Source organism: Leucobacter luti (assembly GCF_050310065.1).
Taxonomy (GTDB): domain Bacteria; phylum Actinomycetota; class Actinomycetes; order Actinomycetales; family Microbacteriaceae; genus Leucobacter; species Leucobacter luti_B.
This window is the reverse complement of record NZ_CP190007.1, coordinates 1,715,695-1,734,623: the sequence shown is the minus strand read 5'-3', so window position 1 is coordinate 1,734,623 and position 18,929 is coordinate 1,715,695. Positions and strand designations below refer to the sequence as shown.

Genomic DNA, 18,929 nt, shown 5'->3' with positions numbered 1-18,929 from the left:
GTCACAGATTCAACTCGTCAGGAGCACACGTGCCAGGAACGAACCTTACCCGCGTCGAGGCCCAGGAGCGGGCCGCAATCGTTGATCTCGAGAGCTACCGCGTAGCGCTCGACCTCACGACCGGTCCCGAGACCTTCTCCGCGGACACGACCGTCGCCTTCGCCGCGAAGGCCGGAGCCTCAACCTTCATCGATATCATCGCCGACTCGGTCGAGTCGGTCGAGCTGAACGGCAAGAGCCTCGATCCCGCGGAGGTCTTCGCGGACTCCAGGATCCAGTTGCCGGATCTCGCCGAGCAGAACGAGCTCCGGATCCGCTCGACGCAGCGCTACACCAACACCGGCGAGGGGCTCCACCGCTTCGTCGACCCCGTCGACGGCGAGGTCTACCTCTACTCGCAGTTCGAGGTGCCCGACTCGCGCCGGATGTTCCCGGTGTTCGAGCAGCCCGACCTGAAGGCCACCTTCCAGTTCACGATCACGGCGCCCGCGCGCTGGCAGGTCGTGAGCAACCAGCCGACGCCCGAGCCGGTCGACGCCGGCGAGCAGGCGGCCGCGCGCGCCGGTGAGCCCGCCTCGACCTGGGAGTTCGGCCCCACACCGATCATGTCGAGCTACATCACGGCCCTCATCGCCGGCCCGTACCGCGTCGTGCGCTCCGAGCTCACGAGCCGCGACGGCCGCACGATCCCGCTCGGTGTCTTCTGCCGCGACTCGCTCGGCCAGTATCTCGACGCCGACTACATCTTCGAGAAGACGCGCGAGGGTTTCGCCTTCTTCGAGGAGCAGTTCGACTACCCGTACCCGTTCGACAAGTACGACCAGCTCTTCGTCCCCGAGTACAACATGGGCGCGATGGAGAACATCGGCGCCGTCACGTTCACGGAGGCCTACGTCTTCCGCAGCCAGGTGACCGACGCGATGCGCGAGCGCCGCGTCGTCACGATCCTGCACGAGCTCGCCCACATGTGGTTCGGTGACCTCGTGACCATGCGCTGGTGGAACGACCTGTGGCTCAACGAGTCGTTCGCCGAGTACATGTCGACGCTCGGCGTCGCCGAGGCGACCGAGTGGAGCGAGTGCTGGACGACGTTCGCCGCCTCGGAGAAGTCGTGGGCCTACCGCCAGGACCAGCTCCCCTCGACGCACCCGATCGTGGCCCCGATCCGGGATCTCGAGGACGTGCTCGTCAACTTCGACGGCATCACCTACGCCAAGGGCGCGTCCGTGCTGAAGCAGCTCGTCGCCTGGGTCGGCCGCGAGCCGTTCATGCGCGGCGTGCACGACTACTTCGTGAAGCACCACTACTCGAACACCGAGCTCCCCGACCTGCTCGTCGAGCTCGAGGCGCAGAGCGGCCGGGACCTGTCGGAGTGGTCGAAGCTGTGGCTCGAGACGGCCGGCGTGAACACGCTGCGCCCCGTCTTCGAGCTCGACGCCGAGGGCCGCTACGCGAGCTTCGCGATCGAGCAGACGGCGATCGCCGACTACCCGACGCTGCGCCCTCACCGCATCGCGGTCGGTCTCTACGCGGCTGAGGGCGACGCCGTGCGCCGCACCCAGCGGATCGAGCTCGACGTCGACGGCGCCCGCACCGAGGTGCCCGAGCTCGTCGGCGTGGCGCAGCCGGATCTGCTGCTGCTCAACGACGACGACCTGAGCTACGCGAAGATCCGCCTCGACGAGCGCTCGCTCGAGACGGCCGCGGCGAAGCTCGGCGAGGTCGAGGACTCGCTCGCCCGCGCGCTCCTCTGGGGCACGCTCTGGGACGCGACCCGCGACGCCGAGTTCCCCGCGAGCCGCTTCATCGACATCGTGCTCGCCCACGTCGCGAAGGAGACGGGCTCGACGACGCTCCGCACCCTGCTGAACCAGCTGCTCCTCGCGGCCGGCAGCTACGTCGCCCCCGAGCGCCGCGCCGCGAGCCTCGAGCGCGTCGGCGACGCCCTCTGGCGCCTCGCCGTCGACGCCGAGCCGGGCAGCGACACCCAGTTCCAGTTCGTGAAGGCGTTCGGCCAGCTCGCGGCGAGCCCCGAACAGCTCGACACGGTGCAGGGCCTCTTCGACGGCTCGCTCCCCCTCGAGGGCCTCGACATCGACACCGACCTCGGCTGGGAGCTGCTCATCGCGCTCGCGGCCGGCGGCCGCGCCACGGCGGAGCAGATCGAGGCGCGCCTCGCCGAGGATCGCACCGCCTCGGGCAATCAGTCGGCGGCGCACGCCCGCGCCGCGCTCCCGACCGCGGAGGACAAGGCGCGCGCCTGGGCCTCCGTCTTCGAGGAGAGCGACAAGCCGAACGCGATCGTGCGTGCCACGGGCCTCGGCTTCACCCGAGCGCACGACCTCACGCTGCTCGACACGTACGTCGACCGGTTCTTCTCGGAGCTCCTCCCCGTCTGGGAGTCGCGCAGCTACGCGATCGTCGAGGAGCTCGTCGACGGCTTCTACCCGTCGCCGCTCGCGAACCGCGCGCTCGCGGACGCCACGAGCGCCTGGCTCGACGCGAACCCGGAGGCGCCGGCCGCCCTCCGCCGCATGATCACCGAGCACCTCTCCGGCATCGAGCGCGCGCTGCGCGCACAGGCGGCCGACCAGGAGAGCTAGATGGACGGCGCTGAAGAGGTCGAGAAGGTGGTGGGGAACGCCTTCCAGGAGTTCCTCACCATCTACCAGACCCCGCTCGTGATCCTCGGCATCATCGTCGCGGCGGTCCTCCTCAACTGGATCCTGCGCCGGATGCTGATCCGGACCGTCACGGGCATCGTGAAGGGCGTGAAGCGCGCCCAGGACGTCGACACGACCTCCGAGATGCAGGCCGCGCCGTACGTGAACGCGCGCGCGGTCCAGCGCACCCGGACCCTCGGCACGGTCGGGCGCGTGCTCATCACCTGGATCATCGTGATCATCGCGATGATCCTGATCCTGGCGCAGCTCGGCGTGAACCTCGGCGCCGTGCTGACCTCGGCCGGCATCGTGGCCGCGGGCCTCGCCTTCGGCGCGCAGAACGTCGTGAAGGACATCCTGAACGGGATCTTCATGGTGTTCGAGGACCAGCTCGGGATCGGCGACCACGTCACGATCGGCACCGTCAGCGGCACGGTCGAGGACGTGGGGATCCGGGTCACCCAGGTGCGCGCGATGGACGGCACGCTGTGGTTCGTCCGCAACGGCGAGATCCTCACCCTCGGCAACTCCTCGCAGGGCTGGGGCCGGGCGCTCATCGACGTCACGGTCGACGCGCACCAGGATCTCGCCCACGTCTCCGAGGTGACGCTCGACGCCGCGCGGATGCTCCTGAAGTCGGAGCGCTACGCGCGGAAGGTCACGGGCGAGCCCGAGCTGCTCGGCCTCGAGAGCGTCTTCGGCGATCGGGCCACGCTCCGCCTCGCGGTGCGCACCCGCCCCGAGGCGCAGTGGGAGGTGCAGCGCGGGATCCGGGCGGAGATCCGCCGCAAATTCCGTGAGGAAGACATCAAGATGGCCGACGAGCTGCCGAGGCAGCCGGGAGGTGGACCAGCATGAGCGACCCCCAGAGCGCAGCACCGGGACTCGGGTCGGGATCCGGAGCCGACGCAGGATCCGGATCCGGCCCCGTGCAGCCCGCGCAACCCGCGCGGCTCACGCTCCGCGCGGGCGAGGTGGGCGACGCCGTCACCGAGACCCTCTGGTCGCAGGTCGGCGGCACGGCGACGTTCGAGCGCATCGTGAGCACCTTCTACCGGGGCGTGCGTGAGGATCCCCTGCTCGCGCCGATGTACCCGGAGGCCGACTGGGAGGGGGCCGAGTGGCGCCTGCGCACCTTCCTCGAGCAGTACTGGGGCGGGCCCGCAACGTACTCGGAGCAGCGCGGCCACCCGCGCCTGCGCATGCGGCACGCGGCCTTCCCGGTCACGCCGGCCGCGAAGGAACGCTGGCTCGTCCACATGCACGCCGCCCTCGACGAGGCGGCGCTGCCGCCCATGCACGACGCCGCGTTCCGCGACTACATCGAGCGCGCGGCGCTCGCCCTCGTCAACCGCTTCGAGTAACCCGCGCGCGCCGGTCCTGATCCGGCGCCGCACATCGGCCCGGCCCTCCTCCGCCCCGCGCGGACCGAGCGTCGGGCCTTTTCGCGTCTCCGGTGCATGAAAACTTCCCCGGAGCAGAAGAACTGCGAATCTTCACCCCCCGAAACGCCGGTGCGGCCCCTTCTCGATGCCCCAGAGTGGAACTAGTCCACCTGGACCACAGCGCATGTGGTCGAGTCACCACCAGGCAGAAGGAAACATCATGGGCGCGTTCCAAAATGACATCGAGGCCATTGAGACGCTGAAGGAGCAGAACGGCTCCAGCTGGGATGCGATCAATCCCGAGTACGTCGCTCGCATGCGGGCGCAGAACCGCTTCAAGACGGGGCTCGAGATCGCTCAGTACACCGCGGACATCATGCGCCGCGACATGGAGGAGTACGACGCAGACTCCTCCGTCTACACGCAGTCGCTCGGCGTGTGGCACGGCTTCATCGGCCAGCAGAAGCTGATCTCGATCAAGAAGCACCTGAAGACCACGAACAAGCGCTACCTCTACCTCTCCGGCTGGATGGTCGCGGCCCTCCGCTCCGAGTTCGGCCCGCTGCCGGATCAGTCGATGCACGAGAAGACCTCGGTCCCCGCGCTCATCGAGGAGCTCTACACCTTCCTCCGCCAGGCCGACGCCCGCGAGCTCGACCTGCTCTTCACGCAGCTCGACGACGCACGCGTCGCGGGTGACGAGACCGCGGTCGAATTCCTGCAGTCGCAGATCGACAACTTCGAGACGCACGTCGTCCCGATCATCGCCGACATCGACGCCGGCTTCGGCAACCCCGAGGCGACCTACCTGCTCGCGAAGAAGATGATCGAGGCCGGTGCCTGCGCGATCCAGATCGAGAACCAGGTCTCGGACGAGAAGCAGTGCGGCCACCAGGACGGCAAGGTCACGGTCCCCCACGAGGACTTCATCGCGAAGCTCAACGCGGTGCGCTACGCGTTCCTCGAGCTCGGGATCGACAACGGCGTGATCGTCGCCCGTACCGACTCGCTCGGCGCAGGCCTCACGCAGAAGCTCGCCGTCACGAACGAGCCGGGCGACCTGGGCGACCAGTACAACTCGTTCCTCGACGTCGAGGAGATCTCCGAGGCCGAGCTCGGCAACGGTGACGTCGTCATCAAGCGCGACGGCAAGCTGCTGCGCCCGAAGCGCCTCGCCTCGAACCTCTACCAGTTCCGCAAGGGCACGGGCGAGGACCGCTGCGTGCTCGACTGCATCACCTCGCTGCGCAACGGCGCCGATCTGCTCTGGATCGAGACCGAGAAGCCGCACGTCGAGCAGATCGCCGGCATGGTCGACCGCATTCGCGAGGAGATCCCGAACGCGAAGCTCGTCTACAACAACAGCCCGTCGTTCAACTGGACGCTCAACTTCCGCCAGCAGGCCTTCGACCAACTCGAGGCCGAGGGCAAGGACGTCTCGGCGTACGACCGCGAGAAGCTCATGAGCGTCGAATACGACGGCACCGAGCTCGCGCAGCTCGCCGACGAGAAGATCCGCACCTTCCAGCGCGACGGCTCGGCCCGGGCCGGCATCTTCCACCACCTCATCACCCTGCCGACCTACCACACGGCGGCGCTCTCGACCGACAACCTCGCCAAGGGCTACTTCGGTGACGAGGGCATGCTCACCTACGTCCGCGACGTGCAGCGCCGCGAGATCCGCGAGGGCATCGCCACCGTCAAGCACCAGAACATGGCCGGCAGCGACATCGGCGACAACCACAAGGAGTACTTCGCCGGAGACGCGGCCCTCAAGGCGGGCGGCAAGGACAACACCATGAACCAGTTCAGCTAGTCTGCGTGGTCTGCGCCGCGTGTCTGCGCGACGCGGGAGGGGGAGCCCCGGTTTCGGCCGGGGCTCCCCCTTTGTGTTGGGGTGTTGTTAGCGATTTCGGGGCTTGCGGCCCGCTTCAAGCCCCGAAATCGCTAACAACAACCGGAGGCGGGGTGCGGCGGGGCGCGGGGTTTGGCAGACTGTGGGCATGGACCTCGACCTGCACCTCACCGACGACGCCGCGGCCGACCGGCTACTGAGTGACAACCCGTTCGCCCTGCTCGTGGGCATGCTCCTCGACCAGCAGGTCGCCATGGAGGTCGCGTTCGCCGGGCCCCTCAAGATCGAGGAGCGGACCGGCTCGATCTCCCCCGCGGCGATCGCGGACATGGATCCCGACGCGCTCGAGGCCGCGTTCCGCGAGACCCCTGCCGTGCACCGCTACCCGGGCTCGATGGCGGGCCGCGTGCAGACCCTCGCCCGAACCATCCGCGACGACTGGGGCGGCGACGCGAGCGCGCTCTGGACCGAGGGCGATCCCGACGGCAAGACCGTGCTCAAGCGACTGAAGGCCCTCCCCGGGTTCGGCGAGCAGAAGGCCAGGATCTTCCTCGCGCTGCTCGGCAAGCAGTGCGGCTTCGACGGCGCCGGCTGGCGGGAGGCCGCAGGCGCCTACGGCGAGGATGGCTCCTACCGCAGCGTCGCCGACATCGTCTCCCCCGAGTCGCTCGCGAAGGTCAGGGAGACGAAGCGCGCCGCGAAGGCGGCGGCCAAGGCCGCCAAGCAGTAGCCCGCCCGCCACGAGCCCGCCCGCCCCGAGGCGGCCCGGCGATCCGCCGTCCCGCAGTGTCATCGGCGGCATCCACAACGGTGTACGCTCGATTCGTCGCCTCCGTAGCTCAGTGGATAGAGCAACGGCCTTCTAATCCGTTGGTCGCAGGTTCGAATCCTGCCGGGGGCACCAGATTCGCCGTCGCGAGATCGGCCTGGCTCGGCGCGGGCCCCGCGGTCTCCGGCGGCCCGAGCGGGGCAGGCCTGCTGCCCTCCTCAGACACGGGATCGCCGTTCTTGCACGGTGAACCATGCGATGGAGGCGATGATGCACACCCCGAATGCGATGCTCACCGGGATCGTGCCGAGCCCCAGCCCGCCGTGCTTCACGGGCTGCGAGAGGAAGTCACCGAGGGAGGCACCGAGCGGGCGAGTGAGAATGTATGCGACCCAGAACGAGAACACCGCGCCGAGCTTGAACGCGAAATGGGCGAACGCGATCAGCAACACTCCGCTGAGGAATACGAGCGCGGCAAGGGGGTAGCCCAGGTGCAAGGCTTCGCCGAGAAGGTCACCTCCTGCAGTTCCCAGGGCGAACGTCACGAGAATTGCTGCCCAATAGAACATCTCGCGGCGCCCCGTATTGATCGTGTGAATGGACAGCGTGCGCTCTTCCCTCCACCAGATCACGAATACGGCTGCGAGCAGGATCGAGAATGCGGCCGTCGTGACTGACAACGGCACCCCGAGCATGTCGACGAGGAGGTCACTGACGAGGGTGCCCGCGATGGACACGAGTAGGACGACGGTCCAGTATCGGATCGGCTCGTAGGAACGAGCTCGGAACTGCAGCACGAGCGCAAGGGCAAGGAGGGCAGACACGAGCGCCGCGGTGACGGGCATGCCCCATCCCAGGGTGCCCGAGAGCAGATCCGCGCCGGTCTCACCGACCGTGGTCGACATCATTTTGACGATCCAGAACAGCAGCGTGATCTCGGGAACCTTGTTCGCTAGCTGTCTGACGTCGATTGCCGCGGCATGCCCGCTGGCCGTCCTTCCCTGGAGCGCCGTGGCGGGGAGGGCCTCCCCCGCCACCGAGGTCGTCATTTCCCCGCTCCGGTGTCGTCGGCGGTCTCGCCGTCGTGCGCGCCGTCTTCATGACCAGCTGGTTGCGTGCTGTCGGCTGCCTCAGTGCCAGCCTGCTCTGTTCCCTCGTTCTGATCATCGGCGGTTTCACCGTCGTTCGTGCCGTCCTCGTGTCCGGCGGGTGTGGGCGAAACCGCGGCGTGCGTCGGCTGAGCGGCATTGTTCTCGGCGAACGCCGGACCGGCCAGGAGCGCGGCGCCGCCGAGGGAGACGAGAAGGGCCGCCCCGGATGCGATTGCATAGGACTTGCGCTTGGAGATCATGATGGAGTTCCTTTCTCACCCCTCCGCCGAATGCGAAGGCCTGTGATTGCACGCTATTTCGCGCATCGTGACGAGAGGATGACAGCGCTCTGCGAACCCGCTCAGCTTCGCCCTGCTCGGTTGCGGACACTGCACCCTGCCCGGTCCGAGCAAGACGGGTCGCGCGCGGGACTACGGGCGTGCGGGAAGCTCCAGGATGGCTTGTGTGCCGCGGCCGGGCTTGCTCCTGAGCATGGCGCTTCCGCCGTGGAGCTCCGCAATTCTCCGCACGATGGAGAGCCCGATGCCGTGTCCAGGCAGCGTGCGGGAGGAATCGGCGCGCCAGAACCGATCGAACGCGGCGGCGGCCTGTTCCGCGGCCATGCCGGGCCCCTCATCACTCACCACGACCCGGACTTCGTCTCCGGATCGTTCGACGACGACGGCGATGGGCGTGCCTGCAGGGGAGAATTTGCCCGCGTTTTCGACGAGGTTGGCGATCGCGCGCACCAGCAGCTCCGCCGCTCCGGTGATTTCCGCCCTGCCGGTCACTTCGAGATGTACGCGCTCTCGAATCTCCTGGGGCATCGCCAGCATCGCCCGCTCGGCGGCGTCGCGCACGTCAACTGGCGAGCCTATCGCGGCGGCTCGCTCCGTGCTCGTCAACAGCAGAAGGCCCGATGTCAGACTGCCGAGTTCCCCGAGCGCCGCGAGAGCCCGGGCGATCGCTGCCCGGTATTCGACGGGTTCCCGGGGGTTCAGGAGCGCCAATTCGAGCTCGCCCTGCGCCACCGCGATCGGGGTGCGCAACTCATGGGAGGCATCGTCGATGAACTGTTGTTGCGCCTCCATGTTTCGCCGTACCGGCGCGAGCGTGCTCCTCGCCAGGACGTAGCTGATGAAAGGCACGAAGAGCAGAAGGACGCTGAAGCACACGAGCAGTCCGGTGCGCAGCGTCGCGTTTGCGCGATCGATCGCTTCCTCGGACAGCGACGATTCGGGAAGCTCAAGATCAAACGCCGCAGCGGCGTACCAGGCGACTCCGATCCCGAACAGGGCCACGACCAGGAGGAGGAGGAGCGAGTAGATGACGGTGAGCCGCATCGTGGCGCGCCTAATGATCACGAGACTCCCCCGTCGAGCAGGTAGCCGCGCCCCCGCACGGTGACGATGGGGTCGACACCGCCCGTGCTGGTGAGCTTGCCGCGCAGGTGCCGGATCGCTGAGGCGACGACGTTGCTGTAGCCGTCGTACTGGGCATCCCACGCGTGTTCGATGAACTCGCTCGCGGTCAGCACGCGACCGGGGTGGCGCAGGAACAATTCGAGCACGGCGAACTCTCGCGCAGTGACCTCGAGCGCGCGCCCGTCACGGGTGACCGTGTGCGCGGCCGGGTCCATGCGCAGCCCTCCCACCTGCAGTACTGGCGCCGCGGCGAGGGGGGCTCTCCTGAGCAGCGCCCGGACCCGTGCCAGCAGCTCACCCAGGTGGAACGGCTTCACGAGGTAGTCGTCCGCTCCTGAGTCGAGGCCTCGCACCCGATGCTGTGGCCCGTCGAGCGCGGTCAGGATCAGGATCGGCACCCCCGCCGTTGTGGCGCGTACCCGCTTGCACACCTCGATGCCGTCGAGGTCTCCCGGCATCATGATGTCCAGGATCAAGAGATCGAATGAGTCGGTCTCCGCGGCGAACAGGGCCGACTCACCGTCGGGGAAGGCGTCGACCGCATACCCGGATTCTCGCAGCGCGCGCTCGATGAGCGAGCGCAGTCGCGCCTCGTCTTCAGCAACGAGAATCCTCATGCGAACAGCATACGGAGGGACTCTCTCGCCAGGACACACCCGGAAGCCGACCGTGAGGTTGCGCTCCCGCCTGCGCGGGCCACGGCTCGAGGCGATCCGGCGCTAACCGGCCGGGTTCCTGCTCGGTCCTGAGCGGGCGGCGCGAGTGACGACGACCACCCATCCCACGGTTCCGGCCCCGAGCCCGAGAGCCCACCAGGGGAACGGCATGGGTGATCCGGCCGCGTCCGCGTCCGCGTCGGCTGGACTCGCGGTCCGTTCCGCATGGACGAGAAGCCGGTGGCTGTTGACGCCGATCGGGGTGCAGGTGACGAGCGTCAGCAGGTCCTCCCCCGGCACGACCACGAGGTTCTGGATGTCCGTCGGCTCCACCACCTCGGTGCCCGTCACCCGGTAGCTGAGTTCCCGGCCAAGCGTCGACACCGAGACGAGGTCGCCCCGCCCCAGCCGGTCGAGGCGGGTGAACAGTTCGGCCTCCGGGATCCCGGAGTGCGCGGTGAGGACCGCATGACTGCTTGGCCCCCCGACGGGCAAGGACGAGCCGTAGATGTGGCCGACCCCCTCCGCGAGGACCTGATCGGTCGCGCCGTGGAACACGGGCAGCTCGAGGTCCAGCTCGGCAATGCGGAGCGTCGCCATGACACCGTCGTCCGTGAGGTCGAGTTCGGCGAGATAGCCCTGGGCGTCCTCGTCGAGGGCGCCCTGCTGATCCGCCGTCCCGAACGGGTCCACGATCAGGCCGTGCGTCGTCCGCCGGTTGTACGCCTCGGCCGAGGCGAGTTCGGCGGCGACCTCCGAGGGGTCGAGCTTCGCGACCTCCTCGGTGTGCGCCGCGACGATGCCGCGCTCGCGCAGCGCGAAGAGCCAGCTCGAAGCACTCGGATACAACATGAGGGCGAGCCCCGCGAGCACGAGGCTCGCGAGGCTCACCGACAGCCACCGCGGGAGCGGGGCCGCCAGGCGTGCAGGATGCGGTTCGTCAGCCAGTGGGGGCCTGCCGACTCCTGCATCCCGCAGCACCTTCTCGTTCACGAGCGGATCCCGCTCGTGCTGGCGCGCCGAGCCCAGCGCCGGAGTGGGGGCACCGAAACGCTGGCTCGACGCACCGGCCTATCACTCCCCAGCAACCGCCGCTCCCGAGCGCCGGCGCGCGGCCACCAGGAGTCCGGCTGCGAGCACGAGCAGCGCGCCGCCGCCGAGGATGAACATGCCGCTTCCCGCGCCACCCGTGAGCGGCAGGGTGAAGGGCGGAACCTGGGTATTCGGCACCTGCACGACCACGGCCTCAGCGACCGAGCCAACGGTCACGGTGAACGGGATGGGTGAGGTGAGGAGCTCGTAGCCCGTCGGAGCCACGGTCTCAACGAGCCAGTAGTCGCCGACCTTGAGCCCGTCGATGAGGGCGGTGCCGTCCGAACCCGTGGTGATTCCCGTGCGCACCGGCTGTGCGCCCGCGCTCGCGGGGTCGACCGCGTAGAGGTCGAACTCTGCGCCCGCGAGGGTCTTCGAGGTGTCGTCCTTCGCGTACTTCAGGATCTTGGCCGCGCCCCAGTGGGACTCGACGACGTTACTCTCGAACCCGCTGTCGGGATCGTTGATGAACACGATCGCCTGGTTCTCGATCACGCCGTTCCCGAGTGAGAGCACCTCGGTGACGAGCTCGACCTGGACCTTCGCGTTCGCGCCGGCCTGGTCGAAGAGGGTGAGCGCCTCCTGCGTGAAGAGAATCTCGACCAGCCCGCTCGCACTCGTGGTGAGTCCGTAGTGGTCCGGGGTCACGAGCACCGACTCGCCACCGCCGCTCAGCAGCTTCACGGTCGCGGAGGTGAATCCCAGCCGATCATCGAGCTGATCCGTGATCCGGTAGTGCTCGTACTGGGTGCCCTCGGGGAGCACCGGCACGTCGGAGGTGATGGTCCACGTGATCGTGTCGCCGATGAGGGTGGCCCCCGAGTCGTCGACATCCTTGGTCACGGTGTTCAGCGCGTTCTTCGGGTAGACGTGAACGTTCGTGTTCCAATCGCCGCTGCCCGTCTGGCTGGGCATCGGAAGGGTCACGAGGAACGGAACCGAGGGCTGGACGATCGGGTTCGGGCCGGGGGCGGTCTCCCGCACCAGGTACACGCCGATCTGCACGTCCGGCGTCGCGAGCTCGATCTTGCCGCCGCCCGCGGTCGTGCGCACGATGGGTGTCCCGAGGGGGTAGGACGCCGGATCGCCCATCACCGTCGCCGCGGTGAGCCCGTCGGCCTTCGCCCACCCGTCATTGGTGAGGAGATCGATGTTCTCGACGCGTTCGAAGGTGAACTCCACGCCGTCGAGGGCGGTCCCCTGCGGGTTCGGGATCTCCGTGCCGTCGTTCTCGCCGAGGGTCCCGCCGTCGGGCTGCACGTACTTGTGGAGCGTGAGCGACACGGGCGCATCGGGGTCGATGTTTCCGGCACCGGGAGCGGCCTGCGCTGGGAGCGCGATCGCGGTGATCGCGAGCCCGGCCGCGAGGACCGATGCGCCGAGACGCTTGAGCCGTCTCGAGAGTTGCGGTTGCATGTGTGTTTCCTTTCTCGGCAACGTGGGGGTCAGTGAAGGTCTGCAGCGGCGCCTGATCCGGCTCTCGCGCGCTGGCGCACGGTGCGGGTCATCAGCCAGGTCGCCCCGGCGAGCGCGGCGATGGCGGCCCCGCCCAGGGCCCAGTACCCGGGCCCGGATCCGCCGGCGGTTGGCAGCGCAACGGCGCGGGAGTCGTAGACGTGGATCGCCTTACCATCGGGCGCGAGCGCCACCAGTGGGTCGTCGGGGTCTGTGAGCGCGAGCGCCCCGTCGGGGTGCGCGGCGTCGTGCGTGACGGTGAACTCGATGGGCTCAACGAGTGCCGCGTAACCATCCGGACTTGCTGTCTCGACGAGCCAGTAGGTGCCAGGGGTGAGCCCCGTGAGGGTGAAGACTCCGGCCTCGACGTCGCCCACGGCTCCCGGGATCACGGCGCCGGGCGCGCCACCGTCATCGGCCCGCACCTCGAATGCCGCCCCGTCGAGCAGTTCTGGCTGGGCTTGCGAGGCCGTCGCGAGCGAGAACTTCTTGACGCCGAACTCGAGCAGGAGGCGGTTCGGAACGCTGGGAAGCCGCACCTCGAGGTCTTCGGCAGCGACGGTGAACGCGATGGGGTCCGGGTTCGCAATCTCGTAGCCCTCAGGGGCTACCGTCTCGACCAGCTCGTAGTCGCCGTGGGCGAGCTCCGCCACGGTGAAGCTGCCCGGGCGTTCGTCGGTGTCGCGCCCGGCGTATCCCTCCTGCCCCGTGTTGTCGGTCACCTCGATCTCGCCCTGGGGTCCGGTCAGGAGCCACTGCGCACCGGCAAGCCGGTCCCCCGTGAACTCGTCGACCTTGCTCCAGGAGACGCTTCCCGGCAGGTCGGCATTCGTGAGCACGCACGCGACGTTCTCCCCTCCGCCGATGTCGATCCGGTGGTCCGCGTCAACTGGGACCGCTCCCGCGTCAGTGCTGCACTCGACCGCCCGCAGCTCGTAGCCGGGCCTCGGCGCCTCACCGATCGTGAAGCCTCCGGCGCCCACCACGTGTGTCTCCCCCGAGGCAAACGAGATCGGGTCGCCCCCGTCCGGGGTTGCGTGCAGATCCCACACCGCGGGATCGTCGGAGGCGCCGTAGGAGTTGTCGAAGGCCTTGGTCAGGGTGAGCGTCGATCGCGCGGCGTTGCTGATATCGCACACGATGCTCGCCCCGGACGACGGCTGGGGATCCGGGATCGAGACCTCGCCTGAGGTCCCGGTGCCACTCGCGAGGGTCGCGCCGGTCGAAGCATCCGTGCAGGTCCACTCCGAGGTGTAGGCGGACAGCTCGGCGCCCTCCGCGCCGGCCTCGGAGAACGCGTAGGTCTTGCCCGAGCGCACCGGGAACGGGCCGACCTGCTCCGGGCGGATGCCGAGACCCGAGCCCGTGGTGGTGGCCGAGCCGATGGTCGCGGCCCCCTCGGCCATGCTGATGGTGAACTGGTCTGAAGCCTGCGCGCGAGAGACGATGTTCTTGCGCAAGGTGAGGCTCGAGGGAGAGGAACAACTCGCGAGGTCGGAGCTCGTCTTTAGCCCGGTGGCGTGAGTGCCCAGGTGCTGCCAGGTGATGGGGTCGTACCGCTCGACCCGCTCATAGTCGCCGAGATACACGGTGCCATCGGAGTCGAAGGCGATCCCGTTCACGTTCTTCAGCGCCCCTTGGGAGACCGGCGTTGCCGAGGCGCGCAGATCGCCTCCGCTCGCGTTCTCCAGCTCCGCGGCCGACACCGAGAAGATGTTCAGGTCCTTCTCGCCGCTCCGCACGAAGTAGAGGTTGCCCTGGCTGTCGAACGCCATGTCGCCGTTGCGTGCGGGCTTCGTCGCTTCGGTCCTGAACCGCTCTCCGGTCCGGATCACACCGACCTTCGAGAAGCCACCCGTGGCGGCCTCCGCCGGGACGAACTCGTAGATCACGAAGACGACCTCGTACAGCCGCCAGCCCACGAGCTCCGAGGCAAAGCCTCCGATCATGAACGTTCCGGTTTTCAGATCGGCGGCGCCGGCGACGATGCTCCCGCGAGTCGTGGAGTCGCCGCCCGTGAGTTCGGGGAGCGACTGCGCGGGGCCCAGCGTCGTGAAGGTGCCCGTCGCCGCGTCGTAGCCGCGTGCGGCCACCGTGTTCGCGTTGTTGTAGGAGTCTGAGTAGCGCTCGACCGCGTAGGCGTGCGCTCCGCCCTGGTCGATGGCGATCGAGTTGAGGTTTCCACCCGCCCAAGCACCGGATCCGACCCGGGTGATGCTGCCATCTGGTCCGATCTCGCGGATCGTTCCGTCCGTCTGGCTCACCGTGTAGACGTACCCCGGTTCACACACGAAGTCGGTGCCAGCACGGGCCACGGAGGCCTCCGGTTGCGCGGCGGTCTCGGGTTGGTCTACGGCAAGCGCCGACGGGGCGAAGGCGGGGAGTGCGAGCAGTGAGCAAGCCACGACCGCGAGACTGCGGATGATCCGCTTCCCTACGGCTGATTGCTTCGGCTTCGTCACTGCGCTCTCCATTCGTCGTTCCACCGGCGGTCGCCGGCCCCGTCGTCCCTGCCCTGCTCTGCGTTGCTCTGCTCTGATTTCCGTTGCCCTGCCCGCCCACGGGCGCACGCCAACGACCTCCTGGGGGCGATGCCACGAGCAGTCTCGGATCGGCTACACGCCCGTTTCCCGTGCGCGCTGCCTGTGTTCATCGCCCGAGCCCATTGCCCGTGCTCCGTGCCCTCAGGCTGTGCTTCAGGAGCTCAGCGGGGGCCGCCGTGCCGACCGGTGCGGCTACGGTTCACACTCCCACAGCGCGTTCAGCCGCCCCTCGGTTTCTCGCGCATATCATCCCTTTCTCCTCCGCAGGGTGAGGAATAGTTCGGCTGGGGTGAAGCCGACGGGGGCCAAACCGAGGTTCACCGTTTCCGCGGACGCGTCCCTTCCCGCCCGCCAGCTATGGTGAAGATGGGGCCACACGAGCCGGAAGGGGGCAAGGGTGGGAAGGGGACAGCGTGCGTCGGATCGGCGATCCTCACATTGAGGGGAGAAGCTGGCCTGCTGAGCGCGCCGCAGAAACCCTCCCCCGGCTGCGCCGGGCGAACGACGCCGAGGGGATCAGAGCCTTCGTCGAGGCCAACCCGCTGGCCACCTGGTACGGCTGTGTTCCGGCGAGCCTTCGGGTGATTCTCGACGGGGTGGGGCCGAGCGCCCAGGGACCGGCCACCGTGACGAGCGCGTTGCGCGCTTTTGTGAACGGGCGGGACCCCTTGCTCCGCGCGGTGCCGGGTGAGCCCCTCGCGCAGCCTCCGAGCGCTGATCCCCCGCGCTCCCCCCACTCCGCGCTCGAACGGCCGGAGTCGCCGGCCGGGGCCGAGCGAGGCGCTGACGCCGACGGCTTCGCTCCCGAACTCGTCTGGCCCGAACTCCTCTCGGCGATCCGGAGGCGGCTGCTCGGGCACCCCCGTGACGCAGCCGCGCGCCTCACCGCGCTCCACCACCGCTTCCCCGCGCTCACGGCCGCCTTCGATCTCACGGGCGGGGTCGCCGCCTTCGCCGCCCTCGAGCAGGGCAACGCTCAGATGCTGGCGGGAGACTTCACGGGGGCGCTCGTCACCTTCCATCGGGTCTTCGGCACGCCCCTCAGCGCGCACCCCTACCTGCTCCGGGATGCCCGCGCGAAGGCGGCGCTCCTGCATGCGCTGTATGGCGATGTCGAGCAGGCGGCGAGCCACCTGGACATTGCTCGGCAGATCCCGCGGACGGAGAGCTGGGCCGAGAGCTTCATCGATGCGATCACCGCGACCGTCGAGGCACTTCTCGGGCCAGCAGAGGAGTCGCTCGACTGGCTTAACCGGATCCCGGCACACCACCTCGGCGCCATGTGGCCGTTTCACGCCGCAGCACTCTTCAACGTCTACAGTCGCGCGGGACGATTCCACGAGATGGCAGTGCGTCTCGCCGTGAAGACGGCCGCACGAACCGTCGCCGAGCAGCCGGAGGGGATCGCGGGGAGCGCGATGCCGCTCACGATGGCGCGCCTCATGCTGGCCTCGGGAGAGATGGCCGTCGCCCGAACGCACCTGGAGCGGGCCGACCCCGAGCTCGTACTGACGCGCCTCACCTCGGCGCAGCTCTCGGTGGCGGCCGGGCAACCCCGCGAAGCCCTCCGCGAGCTGTCGCGGTTGCGCGCGGACACGCTGAACTTCCGCAGGCTCGACGTGGCACGCGCCGCGGCACTCGCGGCGAGCCTGATCCAGCTCGGCGAGTTTGCGCAGGCGCGACGGGAGGCGACGCGCGCAGACCAGGATTGGGGCGGCCTCTCGGAGGCGGAGATCGCCGGTTTCCCTCCCGCGATCCAGGAGTTTCTGAGCACTGCGCGCGCGGAGGTTTCTCGGGGAGGGGGTTTCGGCGCCCTCCCCGGCACGGGACCAGACATTCCTCCCAAGCTGACGAAGCGGGAGCGCGAGGTGCTCGTGCACCTGACCACCGGCTCGTCCCGCAAACTCATTGCCAACGCGCTCTACGTCTCGGAGAACACCGTGAAGACCCATCAGCGCTCCCTCTTCAAGAAGCTCGGCGTCGCCACGCGCTCCGAAGCGATCGCCGTCGCGGCTCGGATGGGGCTCATCGCGCCCGCCTCGGAGGGTTCGCCGGAGGCCGATCGGTGACCGTGGGCCCGCGCCAACCGCAGCCTCCGCCCCTGCACTAGGCTGGATCGGTGTCACGAAGCTCCCGATCCCGCCTCCCGTTCGAGGTGTGGGCGCTCGTCGCCGGCGGCTTCACGGTGGCGCTCGGCTACGGCGTGGTCGCGCCCGCCATCCCGCAGTTCGCCCTCGAGTTCGGGGTGACGAGCTTCGCCGCGTCGGCGATCGTGAGCGCCTTCGCGCTCATGCGCCTCGTTTCCGCGCCGCTCGCGGGCTGGGCGGTCGGCCGCTTCGGAGAGCGCGCGACCTACACGACGGGCATCCTCATCGTCGCGCTGTCGACGGGGGCGGCCGCCATCGCCGGGAACTACACGCAGTTCCTGCTCCTGCGCGGGATCGGAGGCGTCGGCTCCGCGATGTTCACGGTCGCGGCGACGGCTCTCCTCATCAAGGTGAGCCCGCCCGACGCCCGCGGCCGCGTCGCGAGCCTGAACTCGGCCGGCTTCCTGCTCGGAGGGCTGCTCGGGCCCGTGTTCGGCGGCATCGTCGCGGGCTTCGGGCTGCGCGCCCCCTTCGTGTTCTACTTCTTCACCCTCGTCGCCGCCGCGACCGTCGTCGCCGTCGCGCTGCGCACCTCGGCGGCGGCGCGGCGCGCCGAGCCGGGTGTCCTCCCCCTCCCCGCGATGCCGCTCGGCGAGGCCCTCCGCGTCTCCCAGTACCGCTCGCTCCTGCTCTCCGTCTTCGCGTTCGGCTGGTCATCGTTCGGCGTGCGGGTGTCGGTCATCCCGATCCTCGTGGCGGTCAGCTTCGGCGGCGACGCGGCCACGGCGGCCTGGGTGCTCGCAGCCTACGCAGCGGGCAACGCGGTCCTGATCCTGCCCTCGGGCCGCTGGAACGACACGATGGGCCGGAAACCCATGCTCGTCGTCGGCCTCGCCGTGCTCGCCGCGAGCTACGCCGCGATGCCGGCCTCACCCAACGTGTGGGTCGCCGCCGTCGCCATGTTGGTCGCGGGGGCCGGTTCGGCTCTCGTCAACCCGGGCCAACAGGCCGTCCTCGCGGACGTTCTCGCCCAGCGCCGCGGCGGCAACGTGGTCGCCGCCTACTCCATGACCTCGGACCTCGGCGGCGTGCTCGGCCCGCTCATCGCCGGCGCGCTCGTCGACCTCGCGGGATTCGGGTGGGCCTTCGGCGTCACCGCCGCGCTGCTCCTCTTCGCGTGCGTCGCCTGGGCGGTGCTGCCCGACTCCCGGCAGCTCGCGCGCGCGGGCGATCCGGCACCGGGCGACCCGGCATCGGGCGATCCGGAACCGGGCAGCGCGGCGTAGCCGGCGCGGCGCGGATTCCGGATCCGGATCCGGACCCGCGCTCAGCCCTCGAGGTCGTCGCGGCCGGGCAGCCAGCTCAGGCCGGGCTTCCCCCAGCCGTTGCGCCGCTCCGCCTTCTGCGCGCCGCGGTTCTCCGGGTGCACGAGGCGGTCCACGTAGAGGAGCCCCTCGAGGTGGTCGTACTCGTGCTGCAGGATCCGGGCGAACCAGCCGCTCGCCGTGATCTCGAACGGCTTGCCGTCGATGTCCTGCGCGCGCAGCAGGGCGCGGGAGGAGCGGCGGAGCGCGAAGCGCTCGCCCGGGAACGAGAGGCAGCCCTCGACCTCTTCCTCGCCCGGGAGGCCGGGCTCGAGCGGCGCGATCCAGAGCTCGGGGTTGATCGCGACCCCCTGGGGGGCCGCCTCGTCCTGGTCCTCGTACATCCACACGAACAGGCGCTTGCCGACGCCGACCTGCGGCGCCGCGAGGCCCACGCCGGGCGCCTCGACGGTGGTCTCGAACATGTCGTCGACGAGCGTGCGGAGCTCCGCATCGAACTCGGTCACGGGGGCCGCGGGGCGGTGCAGAACGGGCTCGCCGGAGATCGTGATGGGAAGAACAGCCATGGAGACCAGTTTAGGGTC

15 protein-coding genes and 1 tRNA gene are annotated in these 18,929 nt (G+C 69.3%); 8 read left to right on the top strand and 8 right to left on the bottom strand.

Translation table 11 applies throughout. The features are described 5' to 3' along the window. Positions 1-29 precede the first annotated feature (29 nt). From pepN to ACOPJ3_RS07940, 6 genes are all read left to right on the top strand, one after another. Positions 30-2,603 (top strand): aminopeptidase N, encoded by a 2,574-nt coding sequence (gene pepN, locus ACOPJ3_RS07965; RefSeq protein ID WP_427868660.1) that lies wholly within the window; start codon positions 30-32, stop codon positions 2,601-2,603. Beyond that, positions 2,604-3,521: a mechanosensitive ion channel family protein gene (locus ACOPJ3_RS07960; protein WP_427868659.1), complete on the top strand. Its 918-nt coding sequence runs from the start codon at positions 2,604-2,606 to the stop codon at positions 3,519-3,521. 116 nt (positions 3,522-3,637) lie between these two features. Further along, complete coding sequence (locus ACOPJ3_RS07955; RefSeq protein ID WP_427871188.1) at positions 3,638-4,027, top strand: globin; 390 nt, start codon at positions 3,638-3,640, stop codon at positions 4,025-4,027. A gap of 241 nt (positions 4,028-4,268) precedes the next feature. Next, positions 4,269-5,864, top strand: coding sequence for an isocitrate lyase (locus ACOPJ3_RS07950; RefSeq protein ID WP_427868658.1), 1,596 nt, complete (start codon positions 4,269-4,271; stop codon positions 5,862-5,864). Between the two features lie 187 nt (positions 5,865-6,051). Further along, positions 6,052-6,633, top strand: coding sequence for an HhH-GPD-type base excision DNA repair protein (locus ACOPJ3_RS07945; RefSeq protein WP_427868657.1), 582 nt, complete (start codon positions 6,052-6,054; stop codon positions 6,631-6,633). 98 nt (positions 6,634-6,731) lie between these two features. Then, positions 6,732-6,807, top strand: a tRNA-Arg gene (locus ACOPJ3_RS07940). A gap of 83 nt (positions 6,808-6,890) precedes the next feature. Here ACOPJ3_RS07940 and ACOPJ3_RS07935 read toward each other — a convergent pair. The 7 genes from ACOPJ3_RS07935 to ACOPJ3_RS07905 form a co-directional block, all read right to left on the bottom strand. Next, positions 6,891-7,721, bottom strand: a complete 831-nt coding sequence (locus ACOPJ3_RS07935; protein WP_427868656.1) for a hypothetical protein — start codon at positions 7,719-7,721, stop codon at positions 6,891-6,893. Beyond that, the gene (locus ACOPJ3_RS07930) at positions 7,718-8,023 is read right to left on the bottom strand and encodes a hypothetical protein (protein WP_427868655.1); all 306 of its coding nucleotides are present in this window, start codon (positions 8,021-8,023) and stop codon (positions 7,718-7,720) included. Before ACOPJ3_RS07930 ends, ACOPJ3_RS07935 begins: the two co-directional genes overlap by 4 nt. A gap of 171 nt (positions 8,024-8,194) precedes the next feature. Beyond that, positions 8,195-9,106: a sensor histidine kinase gene (locus tag ACOPJ3_RS07925; protein WP_427868654.1), complete on the bottom strand. Its 912-nt coding sequence runs from the start codon at positions 9,104-9,106 to the stop codon at positions 8,195-8,197. A 17-nt stretch (positions 9,107-9,123) separates the two neighbouring features. Beyond that, on the bottom strand, positions 9,124-9,804 hold the full coding sequence (locus ACOPJ3_RS07920; RefSeq protein ID WP_427868653.1) for a response regulator transcription factor: 681 nt from the start codon (positions 9,802-9,804) through the stop codon (positions 9,124-9,126). A gap of 102 nt (positions 9,805-9,906) precedes the next feature. Next, positions 9,907-10,836 (bottom strand): class C sortase, encoded by a 930-nt coding sequence (locus ACOPJ3_RS07915; RefSeq protein WP_427868652.1) that lies wholly within the window; start codon positions 10,834-10,836, stop codon positions 9,907-9,909. Positions 10,837-10,917: 81 nt separating this feature from the next. Beyond that, complete coding sequence (locus ACOPJ3_RS07910; RefSeq protein ID WP_427868651.1) at positions 10,918-12,351, bottom strand: SpaH/EbpB family LPXTG-anchored major pilin; 1,434 nt, start codon at positions 12,349-12,351, stop codon at positions 10,918-10,920. Positions 12,352-12,380: 29 nt separating this feature from the next. Beyond that, a complete protein-coding gene (locus tag ACOPJ3_RS07905) occupies positions 12,381-14,852 on the bottom strand; it encodes a SpaA isopeptide-forming pilin-related protein (protein WP_427868650.1) in 2,472 nt (823 codons plus the stop codon). Between the two features lie 494 nt (positions 14,853-15,346). Between ACOPJ3_RS07905 and ACOPJ3_RS07900 the strand changes: the two genes are divergently transcribed. After that, on the top strand, positions 15,347-17,002 hold the full coding sequence (locus ACOPJ3_RS07900; RefSeq protein WP_427868649.1) for a helix-turn-helix domain-containing protein: 1,656 nt from the start codon (positions 15,347-15,349) through the stop codon (positions 17,000-17,002). Between the two features lie 50 nt (positions 17,003-17,052). Beyond that, a complete protein-coding gene (locus tag ACOPJ3_RS07895; RefSeq protein WP_427868648.1) occupies positions 17,053-18,306 on the top strand; it encodes an MFS transporter in 1,254 nt (417 codons plus the stop codon). A 41-nt stretch (positions 18,307-18,347) separates the two neighbouring features. Here the strand turns inward: ACOPJ3_RS07895 and def are convergent, their stop codons facing one another. Further along, positions 18,348-18,911 (bottom strand): peptide deformylase, encoded by a 564-nt coding sequence (gene def, locus ACOPJ3_RS07890; protein ID WP_427868647.1) that lies wholly within the window; start codon positions 18,909-18,911, stop codon positions 18,348-18,350. Positions 18,912-18,929 lie beyond the last annotated feature (18 nt).

Coding starts and splice junctions, on each gene's coding strand:
- ACOPJ3_RS07910 (WP_427868651.1), bottom strand. CDS start 12,351: ATGCAACCGCAACTCTCGAGACGGCTCAAGCGTCTCGGCGCATCGGTC.
- ACOPJ3_RS07920 (WP_427868653.1), bottom strand. CDS start 9,804: ATGAGGATTCTCGTTGCTGAAGACGAGGCGCGACTGCGCTCGCTCATC.
- ACOPJ3_RS07930 (WP_427868655.1), bottom strand. CDS start 8,023: ATGATCTCCAAGCGCAAGTCCTATGCAATCGCATCCGGGGCGGCCCTT.
- ACOPJ3_RS07960 (WP_427868659.1), top strand. CDS start 2,604: ATGGACGGCGCTGAAGAGGTCGAGAAGGTGGTGGGGAACGCCTTCCAG.
- def (WP_427868647.1), bottom strand. CDS start 18,911: ATGGCTGTTCTTCCCATCACGATCTCCGGCGAGCCCGTTCTGCACCGC.
- ACOPJ3_RS07950 (WP_427868658.1), top strand. CDS start 4,269: ATGGGCGCGTTCCAAAATGACATCGAGGCCATTGAGACGCTGAAGGAG.
- ACOPJ3_RS07925 (WP_427868654.1), bottom strand. CDS start 9,106: ATGCGGCTCACCGTCATCTACTCGCTCCTCCTCCTCCTGGTCGTGGCC.
- ACOPJ3_RS07945 (WP_427868657.1), top strand. CDS start 6,052: ATGGACCTCGACCTGCACCTCACCGACGACGCCGCGGCCGACCGGCTA.
- ACOPJ3_RS07935 (WP_427868656.1), bottom strand. CDS start 7,721: ATGACGACCTCGGTGGCGGGGGAGGCCCTCCCCGCCACGGCGCTCCAG.